Here is a 14,569-nt window from a genome sequence, read left to right on the forward strand (position 1 = left end):
TAGTGGAGGCCCCGAGCGACGAGGCCCCGGCATGGACCTGCCCTTTGACGGCGCGATCAGCGCCTTTTTCAACGAGGACGCCCCGCGCGATGTGCGCGACGCGATCACCCGCGCCGACAAGGACGATGTGCTCGACCCCGGCTTCCCCTATTCCGAGCGCATGGCGCGCAAGACCTACGAGCGCGATCTCGACCGGCTCCAGATCGAGCTGGTCAAGCTCCAGCACTGGGCGCGAAGCACCGGCGCGCGGATAGCGATCGTGTTCGAGGGGCGCGACGCCGCTGGCAAGGGTGGCACGATCAAGCGCTTCCGCGCGCATCTCAACCCGCGCGCCGCGCGCGTCGTGGCCCTGCCCAAGCCCTCGGACAAGGAGGCGACGCAATGGTATTTCCAGCGCTATATCGACCACCTGCCCGCTGGCGGCGAAATCGTGTTCTATGACCGGAGCTGGTATAACCGCGGCGTGATCGAGCATGTCTTCGGCTTCTGCACCGACGAGCAGCGCGAGTATTTCTTTGCGCAGGTGCCCGATTTCGAGCGGATGCTGGTGCACGAGGGGATTTACCTTTTCAAGTTCTGGCTCAATGTCGGCCGCGCCGAGCAGTTGCGCCGTTTCCTCGCCCGCGAGAGCAACCCGCTCAAGCAATGGAAGCTGAGCCGGATCGACGTGGAGGGGCTGGCGAAATGGCCCGAGTACACCACCGCTATCGCCGAGACGCTGGAACGCTCCCACACCGATCACGCGCCGTGGACGGTGGTGCGCTCGGACGACAAGCGGCGTGCGCGCGTGGCGGCGATCCGCCACGTCCTGTCGCGGATCGACTATGCGCACAAGGATCCGTCGGCGGTGGGCGTGACCGATCCCACGATCATCGGCGGCCCCGACATCTGGAATGGCTAAGCAGGGCTATCACCACGGTAACCTGCGCGAAGCCCTCGTCGAAGCGACGCTCGCGCTTATCGTGGCAAAGGGGCCGCAGGGCTTTACCCTGTCCGAGGCGGCGCGGCACGCGGGCGTGACACCCGCCGCCATCTACCGCCATTTCGCGGGGCGCGACGATCTCGTGGCCGAAACGGCGCGGCAAGGGTACGCGCTGTTCTCCGGGATGCTGTCCGAGGTTGCGGCCGAGCGGGGCGCACCGCGTGTGCGGGCGATGGCGCGGGCCTATCTCGCCTTTGCCGAGCGCTATCCCGGTCACTACATCGCCATGTTCGAAAGCGGCATCGACCTCGCCCGCCGCCCAGCGCTGGCCGAGGCGGCGGGGCACGCACGCGACCTGCTGCACGGCGCGTGCGACGGGCTCTGTGCGGATGTCGAGGAGGTCGCCGCGCATATCTGGTCGCTCAGCCACGGGGTGGTAGAGCTTTACCTGCGCAATTCCGCCGGACTGACCGATCCGCCCGAGGCACGGGCGACGCTGTCGCGCGCTCTCGATACCTATCTCTCGGGGCTCGGTCCTCCCGCCTCGCAGACCAGCCGGTAGAGATGCCATGTGGCGTGTCCCAGAAGCGGCAGCACCACAAACAGCCCCAGGAACGCCGGCAATAGCGCCAGGAATGTCAGCCCCGCAACAAGCACGGCCCAGGCGAGCATCGGCACCGGGTTCTCCATCACCACGGTCAGGCTCGTGAGCATGGCGGTCACGAAATCCACCTCGCGGTCGAGCAGCAGCGGCAGAGAAACGACCGTGATCGCGTAGATGAGCAGCGCGAAACACGCGCCCACCCCGGTGCCCACCACCAGCATCGAGAGCCCCTGCGGCGTGAAGTAGATGTCGAACGATGACGATACGTTGGTCATTGTCGAGAGACCGAGAAACAGGGCAAAGATCATGTGGGCGAGAAAGAACCAGAACAAAAACACCATGATGATGATCGCGCAGATCGAGGGCAGTTGCCGCCGCCGCTGCTGCGCGATCACCCCGAATATCTCGCCCGCCACCAACGGGCGGCCCTCGCTCAGCCGGTGGCTCACCTCGTAGAGCCCCACCGCCGCGAACGGCCCCACCAATGGAAAGCCGACGGCGGCGAGGATCAGCCAGTAGCTCTTGCCGGTGGCCCAGGTCACCCCGGCCATCGCCAGCCCGATTGCGACGTAGACCCCGGCGAACAAGAGCCCGTAACCCGGCGCGCGCCGCATGTCCGCCCAGCCCCGCCGCAGCGCCTCGCCCAGCATGGCGAATCGCACCTCCCCCATTTCCGGCACGCCGAACGGGCGTGTCTGCGTTTCGGTCATCGGCAATCCTCCTCTGCCGGCAGGAGGGTAGCCAAGGCCGGGCCAGCCGCAAAGATCGAATTGGAAGTCAGCTTTTGCCGCTGCCGGGGTTCGGCGGGATCGAGTAGGTCAGGCTCGCGCGCGCCACCGGCGCGTCTACCCCATCGGAGAAGATCAGCACCTCGCCCACGGCCAGCACGCGGCCGACCTTGAGCAGGCGACACTCGGCAATCAGGTCGGTGTTCGCCGCGGGCTTGCGCATGAAGTCGATGGAGCAATTCGTCGTCACGGCCAGCGCCTCGGGTCCGATCATCGCCAGAAGCCCGAGATAGACCGCCACGTCGGCCAGCGCAAAGATCGACGGCCCCGATACCGTCCCGCCGGGCCGCAAATGCCGCTCGCCCACTGCGAGGCGCACGCGGATGCGCCGCTCGCCCACCTCCTCGATGACGAAATCCTCAGCCACCTGCGGAAATTCCCGCCCGAGAAAATGCGTGAGCTCGGCGGCGTCCATCGTGACGGTCATGCTTTTCTCCCTGCCCGGTTTCGTGCCAGAATGGCCACAACACCGAAAGGGAGACAAGATGGCAATTCTCGACCGCGATGACAGCGGCGCAATCGCGCGGCTCACCATGAATTCACCGGGCAACCTTAACGCGCTCTCGGACGCGATGCTGGCGGCGCTCAGCGACGAGTTCGCGCGGCTGGCCGAGGATCACTCGATCCGGGTGGTCACCCTCACGGGCGCGGGCAAGGCATTCTGCGCGGGACACGATCTCAAGGAAATGCAGACCGCGCGCCAATCCGAAGACAAGGGCCGCGCCTATTTCGCCGATCTCTTCTCGCGCTGCACTGCCGTGATGACGGCAATCCGCAACCTGCCGCAACCGGTAATCGCCGCACCGCACGGCATCGCCACCGCCGCCGGCTGTCAGCTCGTGGCAAGCTGCGACATGGCGGTGGCGGCGCATGGCACGCGCTTTGGCGTCAACGGCGTCAATATCGGGCTCTTTTGCTCCACGCCGATGGTGGCACTCAGCCGCAATGTGCCCCGCAAGCAGGCGTTCGAGATGCTCACCACCGGGCAGTTCATCGAAACTGACCGTGCGCAAGAGCTTGGCCTCATCAACCGTGCGGTTGAGCCCGCGAACCTGCAGGTTGAGACCATGGCGCTGGCCGAAACCGTCGCCGCCAAGCTCGGCACAGCAGTGCGCATCGGCAAGCGCGCCTTCTACGAGCAGGTAGAGATGGGGCTCGATGATGCGTATGCCCATACCGGCGCGGTGATGGTCGAGAACATGCTCGACCGCGACACCGACGAGGGCATCAACGCCTTCCTGCAAAAGCGCCCCCCCGAATGGCAGCAATGACCGGGCCACTGCATATCGTCGGTGGCGGCATGGCGGGCTCGGAAGCCGCGTGGCAGGCCGCAAACATGGGCGTGCCGGTGGTGATCCACGAGATGCGCCCAAGCGTGGGCACCTTCGCACACCGCACCGGCGACCTCGCCGAGATGGTGTGCTCCAACTCGTTCCGCTCGGACGATGACGAGCAGAACGCCGTGGGTCTCCTGCACTGGGAGATGCGCGCGGCGGGCGGGCTGATCATGGAGATGGCCGACCGCCACCGCCTGCCTGCCGGTGGCGCGCTCGCCGTGGATCGCGACGCCTTTGCCCGTGCGGTGACAAAGCGACTCTTGCAGCACCCGAAGATCACTGTGCAACCCGATGAAATAACAGAGCTTCCCGAGAATGGCCACTGGATCATCGCGACCGGACCGCTGACCTCGCAGGGGCTCGGACAGGCCATCGCCCGCGAGACCGGCACCGACGCGCTCGCGTTCTTTGACGCCATCGCGCCGATCGTGCATTTCGACAGCATCGACATGTCCCGGGCGTGGATGCAGTCGCGCTATGACAAGGGCGAGACCGAAGACGAACGCACGGCCTATCTCAACTGCCCGATGGACAAGGACCAATACGACGCCTTCATCGACGCGCTTCTCGCCGCTGACAAGACCGAGTTCCACGAGGGCGAAACCGCCAATTACTTCGACGGCTGCCTGCCCATCGAGGTGATGGCAGAGCGCGGGCGCGAGACGTTGCGCCACGGCCCGATGAAGCCCGTGGGCCTGACCAACCCGCACGCGCCGGACGTGAAACCGCACGCCGTGGTGCAATTGCGCCGCGACAACGCGCTTGGCACGCTCTACAATATCGTGGGTTTCCAGACCAAGATGAAGTATGGCGCGCAAGCTGCTGTTTTTCGGACGATTCCCGGATTGGAGAACGCACGATTTGCGCGGCTTGGCGGCATTCACCGCAACACGTTCCTCAACTCACCGACATTGCTCGACGACCGGCTGCGCCTGCGCGCCCGGCCCAACATCCGCTTTGCCGGGCAGATCACCGGGGTCGAGGGCTACGTGGAATCCGCCGCCATGGGACTCGTCGCCGGGCGGCTCGCCGCCGCCGAGATCATGGGCCTTGCCCTGCCCCCGGTGCCGCAAGACAGCGCAATGGGCGCGCTCGTCCATCACGTCACCGGTGGCGCGGATGCCAAGACGTTTCAACCGATGAACGTCAATTTCGGCCTGTTCCGGCCCGTCGATGGGCTCAAGGGCGGGCGGCGCGGGCGGCGCGACCGCTACAAGGCCTATACCGACCGTGCCAAGGCGGCCTGGCAGGGCTGGCTCGCGACCGACGAGATTAGCTGTGCCTCGTAACCCTTTGTCGCGATGTTCATAACCCGGTTCGCGCCTTCGCCGACCGGCCCCTTGCACCTTGGTCACGCCTATTCGGCGTTGCTGGCCCATGACATGGCACGCGCGCGCGCAGGCACTTTCCTGTTGCGCATCGACGATCTCGACCAGAGCCGCTGCCGCCCGGAATGGGAGGCGCAAATCTTCGACGACCTGGGCTGGCTGGGCTTGAACTGGCCGCGGCCCGTGATGCACCAGTCGGACCGCCTTCCGCGCTACCGCGAGGCGCTGAAAGTGCTTTGGGATCATGGGCTTCTCTACCCATGCTCATGCAGCCGCGCCGACATCCGCGCCGCCGCCTCGGCACCGCAGGAAGGCGTACCGCTGCATGGACCCGACGGGGTGATCTATCCGGGCACCTGTCGCCATGCCAGCCCTTCGACCGGCCCGATGCCCGGGGACGCGGTCCTGCGCCTCGACATGGCGCGCGCCTGCGCGATGCTGACCAGCCCACTGGTCTACAAGGAGAAAGGCGAAATCGTCACCCCGCATGACCTGCCCCGGACGGTGGGCGACGTGGTGCTCGCGCGCCGCGACATGGGTGCGTCCTATCACCTCTCTGTCGTGCTCGACGATGCCGACCAGGGCGTCACCCACGTGATCCGCGGCCAAGACCTCGCTGAGGCCACGCAAATCCACGTGACCCTGCAACGCCTGCTCGACCTGCCGACCCCCGCCTACCATCACCACCGGCTGATTCGCGACGAGACGGGCAAGCGGCTGGCCAAGCGCGACGACGCCCGCGCCATCGCCACCTATCGCAACGCCGGGGCCACCCCTCAGGAGATCCGCAACATGGTGGGGCTCTGAGGTTTCACCCTGCGAAAAATACTCAGTCCGGGCCTGCCATCGGCGCCATGATCTCGGTCTCTTCGCCCCCGCGCAGCGCGGTGTAGAAGCACGAGCGGCGATTGGTGTGACAGGCGGGGCCGGTCTGACGGATCAGCAGCAACAGGCAATCACGGTCGCAATCGACGCGCATCTCAACGAGGTCCTGCACGTGGCCGGACGTCTCGCCCTTGATCCAGAACGCCTGTCGTGACCGGCTCCAGTAGGTCACGCGGCCCGTCTCGAGCGTGCGCGCGACGGTCTCGGCATTCATCCACGCCATCATCAGCACCTCGCCGGTCTCGTGCTCCTGCGCGATCGCAGGGATGAGGCCATTGGCGTCGTATCGCAGCGTGGCGGGGTCGAAGGGCATGACAAAATCCTTTTGCATCTGCGGCTCGTCCGCCTATCTATGGGGCATCGGCAAGAAGGGAAAGCCATGAGCGGCGAGACCGACCTCATCAAGCTCTATTCCGCGCGCATCCTCGCGCTAGCGGCGGACATCCCGCGGCACGGGCGGCTCGGCGATCCGCAGGCGACCGTGCGCCGCCGCGCGCCGCTCTGCGGCTCGACCGTGACGGTCGATCTGTGCTGCGAGGACGGCCGGGTCAGCGACTATGCCGCCGAGGTCAAGGCCTGCGCACTCGGGCAGGCGGCGGCGAGCGTCGTTGGAGCGAACATCATCGGGTGCACGCGCGAAGAGATCGCGGCCGCACGCGACGCGCTCAAGGCGATGCTCAAGGAAGACGGGCCAACCCCGCCCGCGCCCTTCGACGGGCTCGAGGTGCTGCGTCCCGCGCGCGACTACAAGAATCGCCACGCCTCGATCCTGCTCACGCTCGAGGCGGCGACCGAAGCGATGGACGAAATAGCGGCGCGGGGCTCCTGCGCCGGAGAGGTGACAGGCGGCCCCGGGCGGTAACGGGCCCGTCGCCGCCTGCTGCCGAACGCCCGCGCCGCGTTGACCCCGTCACTCGCCCAAACAGTCTCGCCATCCACCAAAAAAACCGCCGCTCGTTCCATGAGGAACGGCGGCGGGTAGTGGCCGTGGGCGGCCCTGTCGCGGACACCGGGGGCAAGAGGCAGCCCCCAAAAGCTAGGGACAGGCAGGCGTCGGAGCCCGTTTGGGACAGGGGGCTCCACAGGGCCGCGCAACGGCAGGCAGAAACGAATCCTTCAGACCAGAGCCGGCAAATAGAGCGCCCCCACCAGCATGACAGCGAGCGCGCAGGCCCCCACGGCATCGCCAATGATCGTGTCACCGGCGCGGGCGGCAGACAGTTTGATCTGGTGTAACATGCGGGCCTCCAATCTGATGTTGCCTGATTGTTCTCACAATTGCACGATATGTGTCAAGAACATTATAAGAACAACTGAGAACAAACCGTCACCCGACGGAAATCAAGCGGATCGCCTGATCGCGCTCCATCAGCCACAGCAGGCTGCGCGCCGCCTGCCCGCGCGGCGAGGCCAGCCCAGGGTCGTCGGAGAGTAGCTTGCGCGCGTCCGACTGCGCCACGGCCATGAGCGCGGCCTGAGATTCCAGGTCGGCGACGCGAAACCGCGGCAGCCCGGATTGCGCGGTGCCGATGAGATCGCCCGCACCGCGCATCTCGAGATCCACCTCGGCGATGCGAAATCCGTCCTCGGTCTCGCGCATGGTTTCGAGCCGCTGCCGCCCGCCCTCGGACAGCGGCGGCTGATACATCAGCAGGCAGGTCGAGGCGGCGCTGCCGCGCCCCACCCGCCCACGCAGCTGGTGCAGCTGCGCAAGGCCAAAGCTCTCGGCGCGCTCGATCACCATGATCGAGGCATTGGGCACGTCCACCCCCACCTCGATCACCGTGGTGGCCACCAGCACCGCCGTCTCGCCACGCTGAAAACGCGCCATCGCGGCGTCCTTGTCCTCGGGCGGCATCTGGCCGTGCACCAGCCCCACGCGCCCCTCGCCCAGTGCCGCGCGCAGCCGGCGGAACCGCTCTTCGGCGCTCGAGAGGTCCACCGCCTCGCTTTCCTCCACCAGCGGGCAGACCCAGTAGGCCTGCCGCCCCTCGCTGATGGCCTGGCGGAGGTGATCCACCACCTCGTCCATGCGCCCCATGCCGACGAGCGCGGTGGTGATCGGCTTGCGCCCGGGCGGCTTCTCGTTCAGCACGCTCACGTCCATGTCACCGTATTGCGCCAGCGAGAGGCTGCGCGGGATCGGCGTCGCGGTCATCACCAGCACATCGGCCTGCGCGCCCTTGCGGCCCAGTTCCAGCCGCTGGCGCACCCCGAAGCGGTGCTGTTCGTCAACCACTGCGAGGCGCAGGTCGGCAAAATCCACATCCTTCTGAAAGACCGCGTGAGTGCCGATAAGAATATCGGTGTCGCCGCCCGCAAGCGCGGCGAGCTTGGTGCTGCGCGCCGCCCCCTTGTCACGCCCTGTGAGGATGGCCATGCGCACGCCAGCCGCCTCTGCCAGCGGCTGGAGACCCTGGAAATGCTGGCGCGCGAGAATCTCGGTGGGGGCCATCAGAACCCCCTGCCCGCCTGCCTCGACCGCGATCAGCAGCGCCTTGAACGCGACCAGTGTCTTGCCCGCGCCGACATCGCCCTGCAGCAGCCGGTTCATCCGGGCATTGGCGGCCATGTCGGCGGCGATCTCGGCCAGCGCGCGGGTCTGCGCGCCGGTGAGCCGGTAGGGCAGCGCGTCCAGAACGCGCGCCTGCAAGGCCCCGGTGCCCACGGTGGCGCGCCCCTTGGCCCGGCGCAGATGCGCGCGCGCCAGCGCCAGCGTCAACTGGTGCGCCATCAGCTCGTCATAGGCCAGCCGCTCGCGCGCCGGGGCCGACGGGGCGAAATCGCCCGGCGCGCTCGGCCCGTGTGCCGCCGCGATCGCGTCGCGCCAGTCGGGCCATCCCGCCTGCGCCTTCTGCGCCGGGTCGATCCACTCGTCGAGCTGCGGCGCGCGCGCCAGTGCCGAGTGCACGGCTTTGGCCATCACCCGCTGCGTCAGGCCCGCGGTGAGCGGGTAGACCGGCTCGAAATCGGGGATATCGCCCGCCTCCTCCACCGGCAGGACGTGATCGGGATGGACGATCTGCGCCACCCCGTCGAAAAGCTCCACCTTGCCCGACACGATCCGCCGCGCACCGGTCGGCAGCAGGCGGCGCAGGTAATCCTCGCGTGCGCGGAAGAACACCAGCTGAAAGCTCGTCGCCGCATCCTCTACCACGACCCGGTAGGGCGCGGAGGGGCGCGCGGGCGCGTGGTGGCGGCCCACCACCACCTCGACCGTGACCACGCCGGGGATCTCCGCGCCCTGCACGGTGGCGCGGCGGCGGCGGTCCACCCCCGAATGCGGCAGGGTGAAGAGCAGGTCGCGCGGGCGCGTGATGTCGAGCGCGGCGAGGTGCTTTGCGGTTTTCGGTCCCACCCCCTCGAGCGTCTCGATCCCGGCAAACAGCGGGAACAGGATTTCGGGCCGGGTGCTCATGTGGCCCCCATGAGAGCGAGCCATTCGTCCTCGTCCAGCACCTCGATACCGAGATCGGCGGCCTTCTTCGCCTTCGAGCCGGCGCCGGGCCCGGCCACCAGCAGATCGGTGCGCGCGCTGACGCTGCCCGAGACCTTGGCCCCCAGCGCCTCGGCCCGTGCCTTGGCCTCGGCCCGTGTCATCCGCTCGAGCGTGCCGGTAAAGACGACGGTCTTGCCCGCCACCGGGCTGCCAGAGGTGTCGGGGGCAGCGGCCTCCTCCACCTCCAGATGAGCCACCAGCCGCTCTATGCCGGCGCGCTCGTGCGGTTCGGTCATGGTCTGAACGAGGCTGCGCGCCATCACCTCGCCCACCCCGTCGATGCCCAGCAGTCGCTCCCATTCGGGGCCGTCGAGACCGGCGGCGGCGTCCATCGCGGCGGTAAACGCGTCCCAGCGGCCGTAATTGCGCGCGATGAGATTGCTCGCCTGTTCGCCCACATGGCGAATACCGAGCGCGAAGAGAAGCCGCCCGAAGGGGATTTTCCGTTTTTCATTAATCGCCTCGAAGAGGTTCTTCGCGCTTTTTTCGCCCCAGCCTTCGCGGTTCCTGAGCTGAGTCAGGCAGCCGGGGCCGTAACGGTCCTTGAGCGTGAAGATATCGGCGGGCTCCGCGATCCAGCCGTCGCGGTAGAACGCCTCCACCTGTTTCGCGCCGAGCCCCTCGATGTCGAAGGCCGCGCGGGAGACGAAGTGCTTGAGTCGCTCGACTGCCTGCGCGGGACAGACGAGGCCGCCCACGCATCGGCGCACCGAATCGCCCGGCTCGCGCACGGCGTCGCTGCCGCATTCCGGGCAGGCCGCGGGAAAGGCATAGGGTTCTGACTCCGCAGGCCGCTTCGATAGGTCCACATCTGCGATCTTGGGGATCACGTCGCCGGCACGATAGACCTGCACCCAGTCGCCAACGCGGATGTCCTTGGGCGCACCGTCCTCATCCGGGCGGATCACCTCACCCGAGGCCCCGCGCCCGGCGATATAATCCTCGTTGTGCAGCGTGGCGTTCGAGACCACGACGCCGCCCACCGTCACCGGCGCCAGCCGTGCCACCGGGCTGAGCGCGCCGGTGCGCCCCACCTGGATGTCGATGGCCTCGAGCCGGGTCCAGGCCAGTTCGGCTGGAAACTTGTGGGCAATGGCCCAGCGGGGCGTTGTGGCGCGGTAGCCGAGCCGCGCCTGTAGGGCGAGGTCATCGACCTTGCACACCACGCCGTCGATGTCATAGCCCAAGGTGGCGCGCGCCTGCTCGATCCGGGCGTAATGCGCGAGCAACTCCTGCGGGCCGTCGCAAAGCGCGGTGAGCGGGTTGGTGACGAAGCCGAGCGCGGCCAGCCGCTCGATGGCGCCCATCTGCGTCTCGGCCAGGGGCGCGGAAAGCTCGCCCCAGCCATAGGCGAAGAAGCGCAGCGGGCGCGCGGCGGTGATCGCCGGATCGAGTTGCCGGAGCGATCCGGCGGCGGCGTTGCGCGGGTTGGCGAAGGTCTTGGCGCCCTGGTCCGCCTGCCGCGCGTTGAGCGCCGCGAAATCCTCGTGGCTCATGTAGACCTCGCCGCGCACCTCCAGCAGGTCGGGCGCACGCTCGAGCATCTCGGGGATATCGTCGATGGTGCGGGCGTTGGCGGTGACGTTCTCGCCGGTTTCGCCGTCGCCCCGCGTCGCCGCCTGCACGAGACGACCGGCCTCATAGCGCAGGCTGAGGCTGAGCCCGTCGATCTTGGGCTCCGAGGTATAGGCCAGCGGGGCGTCGTCGGTGAGCCCGAGATAGCGCCGGATGCGGGCGTCGAACTCGGTGATCTCGTCGTCGGAGAACGCGTTGCCGAGGCTGAGCATGCGCTGCGCGTGGCGCACCTTGGCAAAGGCCTCGGCAGGGGCGGCGCCGACCCGGTCAGAGGGGCTGTCGGCGCGCTTGAGACCGGGAAAGCGCGCCTCGATGGCGACGTTCCGGGCCTTGAGCGCGTCGTAGTCGGCATCGCTCATCACCGGCGCGTCGTCGGTGTGGTAGGCGGCATCGGCCTCTGCCAGCACCTGCGCGAGCCGCGCAAGCTCGTCCTTCGCCTGTGCCTCGGTCAGCTCCTCAACAGCACTTCGGTCGGTCTGGTCGCTCATCGCCCCCTCGCGCGGTCACCCGTCTGACGTGATAGGGTGCGCGCGCGGCGAGGTCCAGATGCCGCCGTTCAGGCCCCGATCGCCAGCGCCGTGCCGTCGCGGATGTCGGGCTCGGGATCGCGCAGCACGTAGCCGCGGCCCCAGACCGTCTCAATATAGGTCTCGCCGCCGGTGACCTCGGCCAGTTTCTTGCGCAGCTTGCAGATGAACACGTCGATGATCTTGAGTTCGGGTTCGTCCATGCCACCGTAGAGATGGTTCAAAAACATCTCCTTGGTGAGCGTCGTACCCTTGCGCAAGGAGAGCAACTCGAGCATCTGGTATTCCTTGCCCGTCAGGTGCACCGTCTGCCCGCCCGCGTTCACGGTCTTGGCGTCGAGATTGACGTTGATCTTGCCGGTGCGGATCACCGATTGCGAATGCCCCTTTGAGCGGCGGATGATGGCGTGGATGCGCGCCACCAATTCCTCGCGGTGGAACGGCTTGGTCAGGTAGTCATCCGCGCCAAAGCCGAACCCCTTGAGCTTGTTCTCGGTATCGTCGGAGCCCGACAGGATCAGGATCGGCGTCGCGATCCGTGCCATGCGCAGTTGGCGCAGCACCTCGTGCCCGTTCATGTCCGGCAGGCCCAGGTCGAGCAGGATCAGGTCGTAATCGTAGAGCTTGGCGAGGTCGATCCCCTCCTCCCCCAGATCGGTGGTGTAGACATTGAGGTTGGCATGGCTCAGCATCATCTCGATGCTCTTACAGGTGGTGGGATCATCCTCGACAAGCAGTACACGCATAACGTTTCTCCGTTCGATCGCATCGACATGTTCACAACACTGAACAGAAATGGTTAATCGCGCGTTACCAGCCGCGGAACATTTTGCTAACACATCCTATGGTTGTGTCGCGTTCTTGTCAAAAGTCACTTTCAGGCCGTTTAAACCGTTTTCTTTCGCAGCGCGTATCCAGCCGTCAAGCTCCTCTTCAGTCAACCCATAAGTGCGCAATGAGTCCTCTCGAGAAATCAACCCAAGGGAGATTCCACGCACCACCGCGAGCTTGCGCGAGGCCACCCATCGTGCGGTCTCTGGCGGTGGCAGATCGGCCCTGCTGAATACCTTGCCATCGGGCAACGTCACCGCCCTTGGCCCGTCCACTTTCTTCAGATACATCACTCTCACCCCTTCGCTGATGCGGACCCGATGATGCGAGTACAGGTTTAACGGCGGGTGAAACCGGGCCTTGAGAGTGCTTAGGATTTTCCTATATTCCGCCGGATACGCTGCGGAGACCATAATGCCCCTCGACGAGAACAGACCCTTGAATTCCCTCGGTTTCGCGAAACCGCCCGCCGAAACGCGGGTTGTGGTCGCGATGTCGGGCGGTGTCGATTCGTCCGTGGTGGCGGCAGAACTTGCCTCTGAGGGGTACGACGTGGTCGGCGTGACGCTCCAGCTTTACGATCACGGCGCGGCGCTGGCCAGGAAGGGTGCGTGTTGCGCGGGGCGCGATATTCACGACGCGCGCCGCGTGGCCGAGGAGATGGGCTTTCCGCATTACGTGCTCGATTACGAATCGGTGTTTCGCGACGCGGTGATCGACGAGTTCGCCGACAGCTATCTCGCGGGGGCGACGCCGGTGCCCTGCATCCGCTGCAACGAGCGCGTCAAGTTCCGCGACCTGCTGGAGACCGCCCGCGATCTCGATGCCGATTGCATGGCGACCGGCCATTACATCCAGCGCAAGGTGGGCGCAGAGGGCCCCGAACTGCACCGTGCCGCCGATTCGGCGCGCGACCAGTCATATTTCCTTTTCTCGACGACACCCGAGCAATTGGCCTATCTGCGCTTTCCGCTGGGCCATCTCGCGTCCAAGGACGAGACCCGCGCATTGGCTGCGCGTCACGGGCTGCGGGTGGCCGACAAGCCTGACAGCCAGGATATCTGTTTCGTCCCCGACGGCAATTACGCCGGCGTGATCGAGAAGCTGCGCCCCGGTGCTGCCGAGCCGGGCGAGATCGTCCATGCAGACGGGCGCGTTCTGGGCACGCACAAAGGGGTGATCCATTACACCATCGGACAGCGGCGCGGGCTCGGCATCGGTGGGCTCGACGAGCCGCTCTACGTGGTGCGGCTCGATGTCGATGCGCACCGCGTCATCGTCGGCCCCAAGGAAATGCTGGCCACCCGCACCGTGCCGGTGCGCGAGATCAACTGGCTGGGCGGCGCGCCCATCACCGCGCAGTCCGAGTGGCACGTCTCTGTCAAGCTGCGATCGACCCGCCCGCCGCGCGAGGCGGTGCTGCGCCCGCTGTCGGAGACCGAGGCCGAGGTGGAACTGCTCAGCCCCGAGGAAGGCGTCTCGCCCGGGCAGGCCTGCGTGGTCTACGAGACCGGGGGCAGCCGCGTTCTGGGCGGCGGCTGGATCTGGCGCGGGTATTAACACGCCCGATCCCGGGCCGTCGAACCACGCCTAGGGCCTCGCGAAGGTGATATCTCCGACCATGCCGGTCGCGCGATGCCCCGGTACGTTGCAAGCAAAACTCAACTCCGACTTTTCGCCGAACGTCCACGTCACCCTGGCGGTCTGGCCGGGCTCCAACAGAATGCTGTTAGCATCGTCATGAATCATGCCGGCCTGGCGCGAACACGCACAGCCAAGCCGGGCGGCCGCCCCCATGCGTCGCGCCGAATCCATCAGAAAATCCCGTTTTCCTTCTGAAGGGCGCGCACATAGGCGGTGATCGCCTTCACGTCGGCATCTGTCACGCCGTCCACCGGCGGCATGTTTCCATAGCGCCAGTGATGCGCCCGGACACCATTCTTAGCCGCCATCACGAAGGCCATGTCCGAGTGATGGCTGGGTTCGTAAATCTTGTGCACCAGGGGCGGGCCTTTGCCTTCGCGACCTGCGGCATCGTCCCCGTGACAGGCTGCGCATTTCGCGTTGAAGGCACGCTCTCCCATTTGCGCCAGGGACGACAAGTCGTCCGGCACGCTGACCGCGACGATGGCCGCACCGTCCGCGATGTCCGAGGTGTCGGGCGGGGTCATGGAATGCCCGTTCGGGCCTGGCCCGGTACGTGTGCTCTGCCAAACGAACGCACCTGCCCCCGCAACCAGCACAGCCGCGATCATCCAACCGAGTTTGCTCAT

Annotated in this window: 17 protein-coding genes; 7 read left to right on the forward strand and 10 right to left on the reverse strand. The window is 66.7% G+C overall.

What is annotated here, in order from left to right:
- Positions 1-31 precede the first annotated feature (31 nt).
- Entirely contained in the window at positions 32-901 is an 870-nt protein-coding gene (ppk2, locus tag CRJ03_RS19280) for a polyphosphate kinase 2 (protein ID WP_104020488.1), read from the forward strand.
- Complete coding sequence (locus CRJ03_RS19285) at positions 894-1,484, forward strand: TetR/AcrR family transcriptional regulator (RefSeq protein ID WP_104020489.1); 591 nt, start codon at positions 894-896, stop codon at positions 1,482-1,484. Before ppk2 ends, CRJ03_RS19285 begins: the two co-directional genes overlap by 8 nt.
- Here CRJ03_RS19285 and CRJ03_RS19290 read toward each other — a convergent pair.
- Positions 1,439-2,236, reverse strand: a complete 798-nt coding sequence (locus CRJ03_RS19290) for a DUF2189 domain-containing protein (protein ID WP_104020490.1) — start codon at positions 2,234-2,236, stop codon at positions 1,439-1,441. The two genes, CRJ03_RS19285 and CRJ03_RS19290, sit on opposite strands and share 46 nt — an antisense overlap.
- A gap of 67 nt (positions 2,237-2,303) precedes the next feature.
- On the reverse strand, positions 2,304-2,741 hold the full coding sequence (locus tag CRJ03_RS19295; protein WP_104020491.1) for a PaaI family thioesterase: 438 nt from the start codon (positions 2,739-2,741) through the stop codon (positions 2,304-2,306).
- Between the two features lie 58 nt (positions 2,742-2,799).
- Between CRJ03_RS19295 and CRJ03_RS19300 the strand changes: the two genes are divergently transcribed.
- The 3 genes from CRJ03_RS19300 to gluQRS are packed head-to-tail and all read left to right on the forward strand — an operon-like array spanning position 2,800 to position 5,786.
- Entirely contained in the window at positions 2,800-3,585 is a 786-nt protein-coding gene (locus tag CRJ03_RS19300; RefSeq protein ID WP_104020492.1) for an enoyl-CoA hydratase, read from the forward strand.
- Positions 3,582-4,940 carry a methylenetetrahydrofolate--tRNA-(uracil(54)-C(5))-methyltransferase (FADH(2)-oxidizing) TrmFO gene (gene trmFO / locus CRJ03_RS19305; RefSeq protein ID WP_104020493.1) on the forward strand — a complete coding sequence of 453 codons (1,359 nt, stop codon included), beginning with the start codon at positions 3,582-3,584 and terminating at the stop codon, positions 4,938-4,940. Before CRJ03_RS19300 ends, trmFO begins: the two co-directional genes overlap by 4 nt.
- Positions 4,941-4,952: 12 nt before the next feature.
- Positions 4,953-5,786, forward strand: a complete 834-nt coding sequence (gene gluQRS, locus CRJ03_RS19310; RefSeq protein WP_104020494.1) for a tRNA glutamyl-Q(34) synthetase GluQRS — start codon at positions 4,953-4,955, stop codon at positions 5,784-5,786.
- Between the two features lie 22 nt (positions 5,787-5,808).
- On the opposite strand, the gene hisI is transcribed toward gluQRS, so the two are convergent.
- Positions 5,809-6,177: a phosphoribosyl-AMP cyclohydrolase gene (gene hisI, locus CRJ03_RS19315; protein WP_104020495.1), complete on the reverse strand. Its 369-nt coding sequence runs from the start codon at positions 6,175-6,177 to the stop codon at positions 5,809-5,811.
- A 66-nt stretch (positions 6,178-6,243) separates the two neighbouring features.
- On the opposite strand from hisI, the gene CRJ03_RS19320 reads away from it, so the two are divergent.
- Positions 6,244-6,726, forward strand: a complete 483-nt coding sequence (locus CRJ03_RS19320) for an iron-sulfur cluster assembly scaffold protein (protein ID WP_104020496.1) — start codon at positions 6,244-6,246, stop codon at positions 6,724-6,726.
- 254 nt (positions 6,727-6,980) lie between these two features.
- On the opposite strand, the gene CRJ03_RS20495 is transcribed toward CRJ03_RS19320, so the two are convergent.
- The 5 genes from CRJ03_RS20495 to sciP form a co-directional block, all read right to left on the reverse strand.
- Positions 6,981-7,103 (reverse strand): hypothetical protein, encoded by a 123-nt coding sequence (locus CRJ03_RS20495; RefSeq protein WP_276308243.1) that lies wholly within the window; start codon positions 7,101-7,103, stop codon positions 6,981-6,983.
- A gap of 88 nt (positions 7,104-7,191) precedes the next feature.
- Positions 7,192-9,282 (reverse strand): ATP-dependent DNA helicase RecG, encoded by a 2,091-nt coding sequence (gene recG / locus CRJ03_RS19325; protein ID WP_104020497.1) that lies wholly within the window; start codon positions 9,280-9,282, stop codon positions 7,192-7,194.
- On the reverse strand, positions 9,279-11,426 hold the full coding sequence (ligA, locus tag CRJ03_RS19330; protein WP_104020498.1) for an NAD-dependent DNA ligase LigA: 2,148 nt from the start codon (positions 11,424-11,426) through the stop codon (positions 9,279-9,281). The genes recG and ligA overlap by 4 nt, the downstream gene beginning before the upstream one ends.
- Before the next feature lie 68 nt (positions 11,427-11,494).
- Positions 11,495-12,211, reverse strand: coding sequence for a response regulator transcription factor CtrA (gene ctrA / locus CRJ03_RS19335; RefSeq protein ID WP_104020499.1), 717 nt, complete (start codon positions 12,209-12,211; stop codon positions 11,495-11,497).
- 96 nt (positions 12,212-12,307) lie between these two features.
- Positions 12,308-12,586 (reverse strand): CtrA inhibitor SciP, encoded by a 279-nt coding sequence (sciP, locus tag CRJ03_RS19340; protein WP_104020506.1) that lies wholly within the window; start codon positions 12,584-12,586, stop codon positions 12,308-12,310.
- A gap of 124 nt (positions 12,587-12,710) precedes the next feature.
- On the opposite strand from sciP, the gene mnmA reads away from it, so the two are divergent.
- Positions 12,711-13,856, forward strand: coding sequence for a tRNA 2-thiouridine(34) synthase MnmA (gene mnmA, locus CRJ03_RS19345; RefSeq protein WP_104020500.1), 1,146 nt, complete (start codon positions 12,711-12,713; stop codon positions 13,854-13,856).
- Between the two features lie 30 nt (positions 13,857-13,886).
- Here mnmA and CRJ03_RS19350 read toward each other — a convergent pair whose 3' ends face one another.
- Together CRJ03_RS19350 and CRJ03_RS19355 are read right to left on the reverse strand one after the other, a co-directional pair.
- Positions 13,887-14,111: a plastocyanin/azurin family copper-binding protein gene (locus CRJ03_RS19350; protein WP_104020501.1), complete on the reverse strand. Its 225-nt coding sequence runs from the start codon at positions 14,109-14,111 to the stop codon at positions 13,887-13,889.
- Positions 14,111-14,569 (reverse strand): c-type cytochrome (locus CRJ03_RS19355; protein ID WP_104017109.1); only part of this gene is annotated, 459 nt, incomplete at its 5' end. The genes CRJ03_RS19350 and CRJ03_RS19355, both read right to left, overlap by 1 nt.

The sequence above is a fragment of the Roseovarius nitratireducens genome (assembly GCF_002925845.1).
GTDB classification, from domain to species: Bacteria; Pseudomonadota; Alphaproteobacteria; order Rhodobacterales; family Rhodobacteraceae; genus Roseovarius; species Roseovarius nitratireducens.

Excerpts from the sequence above, each read along its gene's own strand:
- recG (WP_104020497.1), bottom strand. The coding sequence starts at position 9,282 with ATGAGCACCCGGCCCGAAATCCTGTTCCCGCTGTTTGCCGGGATCGAG.
- CRJ03_RS19290 (WP_104020490.1), bottom strand. The coding sequence starts at position 2,236 with ATGACCGAAACGCAGACACGCCCGTTCGGCGTGCCGGAAATGGGGGAG.
- sciP (WP_104020506.1), bottom strand. The coding sequence starts at position 12,586 with ATGTATCTGAAGAAAGTGGACGGGCCAAGGGCGGTGACGTTGCCCGAT.
- CRJ03_RS19300 (WP_104020492.1), top strand. The coding sequence starts at position 2,800 with ATGGCAATTCTCGACCGCGATGACAGCGGCGCAATCGCGCGGCTCACC.
- CRJ03_RS19320 (WP_104020496.1), top strand. The coding sequence starts at position 6,244 with ATGAGCGGCGAGACCGACCTCATCAAGCTCTATTCCGCGCGCATCCTC.
- ppk2 (WP_104020488.1), top strand. The coding sequence starts at position 32 with ATGGACCTGCCCTTTGACGGCGCGATCAGCGCCTTTTTCAACGAGGAC.
- CRJ03_RS19285 (WP_104020489.1), top strand. The coding sequence starts at position 894 with ATGGCTAAGCAGGGCTATCACCACGGTAACCTGCGCGAAGCCCTCGTC.
- mnmA (WP_104020500.1), top strand. The coding sequence starts at position 12,711 with ATGCCCCTCGACGAGAACAGACCCTTGAATTCCCTCGGTTTCGCGAAA.
- hisI (WP_104020495.1), bottom strand. The coding sequence starts at position 6,177 with ATGCCCTTCGACCCCGCCACGCTGCGATACGACGCCAATGGCCTCATC.
- CRJ03_RS19295 (WP_104020491.1), bottom strand. The coding sequence starts at position 2,741 with ATGACCGTCACGATGGACGCCGCCGAGCTCACGCATTTTCTCGGGCGG.
- CRJ03_RS20495 (WP_276308243.1), bottom strand. The coding sequence starts at position 7,103 with ATGTTACACCAGATCAAACTGTCTGCCGCCCGCGCCGGTGACACGATC.
- ligA (WP_104020498.1), bottom strand. The coding sequence starts at position 11,426 with ATGAGCGACCAGACCGACCGAAGTGCTGTTGAGGAGCTGACCGAGGCA.
- trmFO (WP_104020493.1), top strand. The coding sequence starts at position 3,582 with ATGACCGGGCCACTGCATATCGTCGGTGGCGGCATGGCGGGCTCGGAA.
- gluQRS (WP_104020494.1), top strand. The coding sequence starts at position 4,953 with ATGTTCATAACCCGGTTCGCGCCTTCGCCGACCGGCCCCTTGCACCTT.
- ctrA (WP_104020499.1), bottom strand. The coding sequence starts at position 12,211 with ATGCGTGTACTGCTTGTCGAGGATGATCCCACCACCTGTAAGAGCATC.
- CRJ03_RS19350 (WP_104020501.1), bottom strand. The coding sequence starts at position 14,111 with ATGGATTCGGCGCGACGCATGGGGGCGGCCGCCCGGCTTGGCTGTGCG.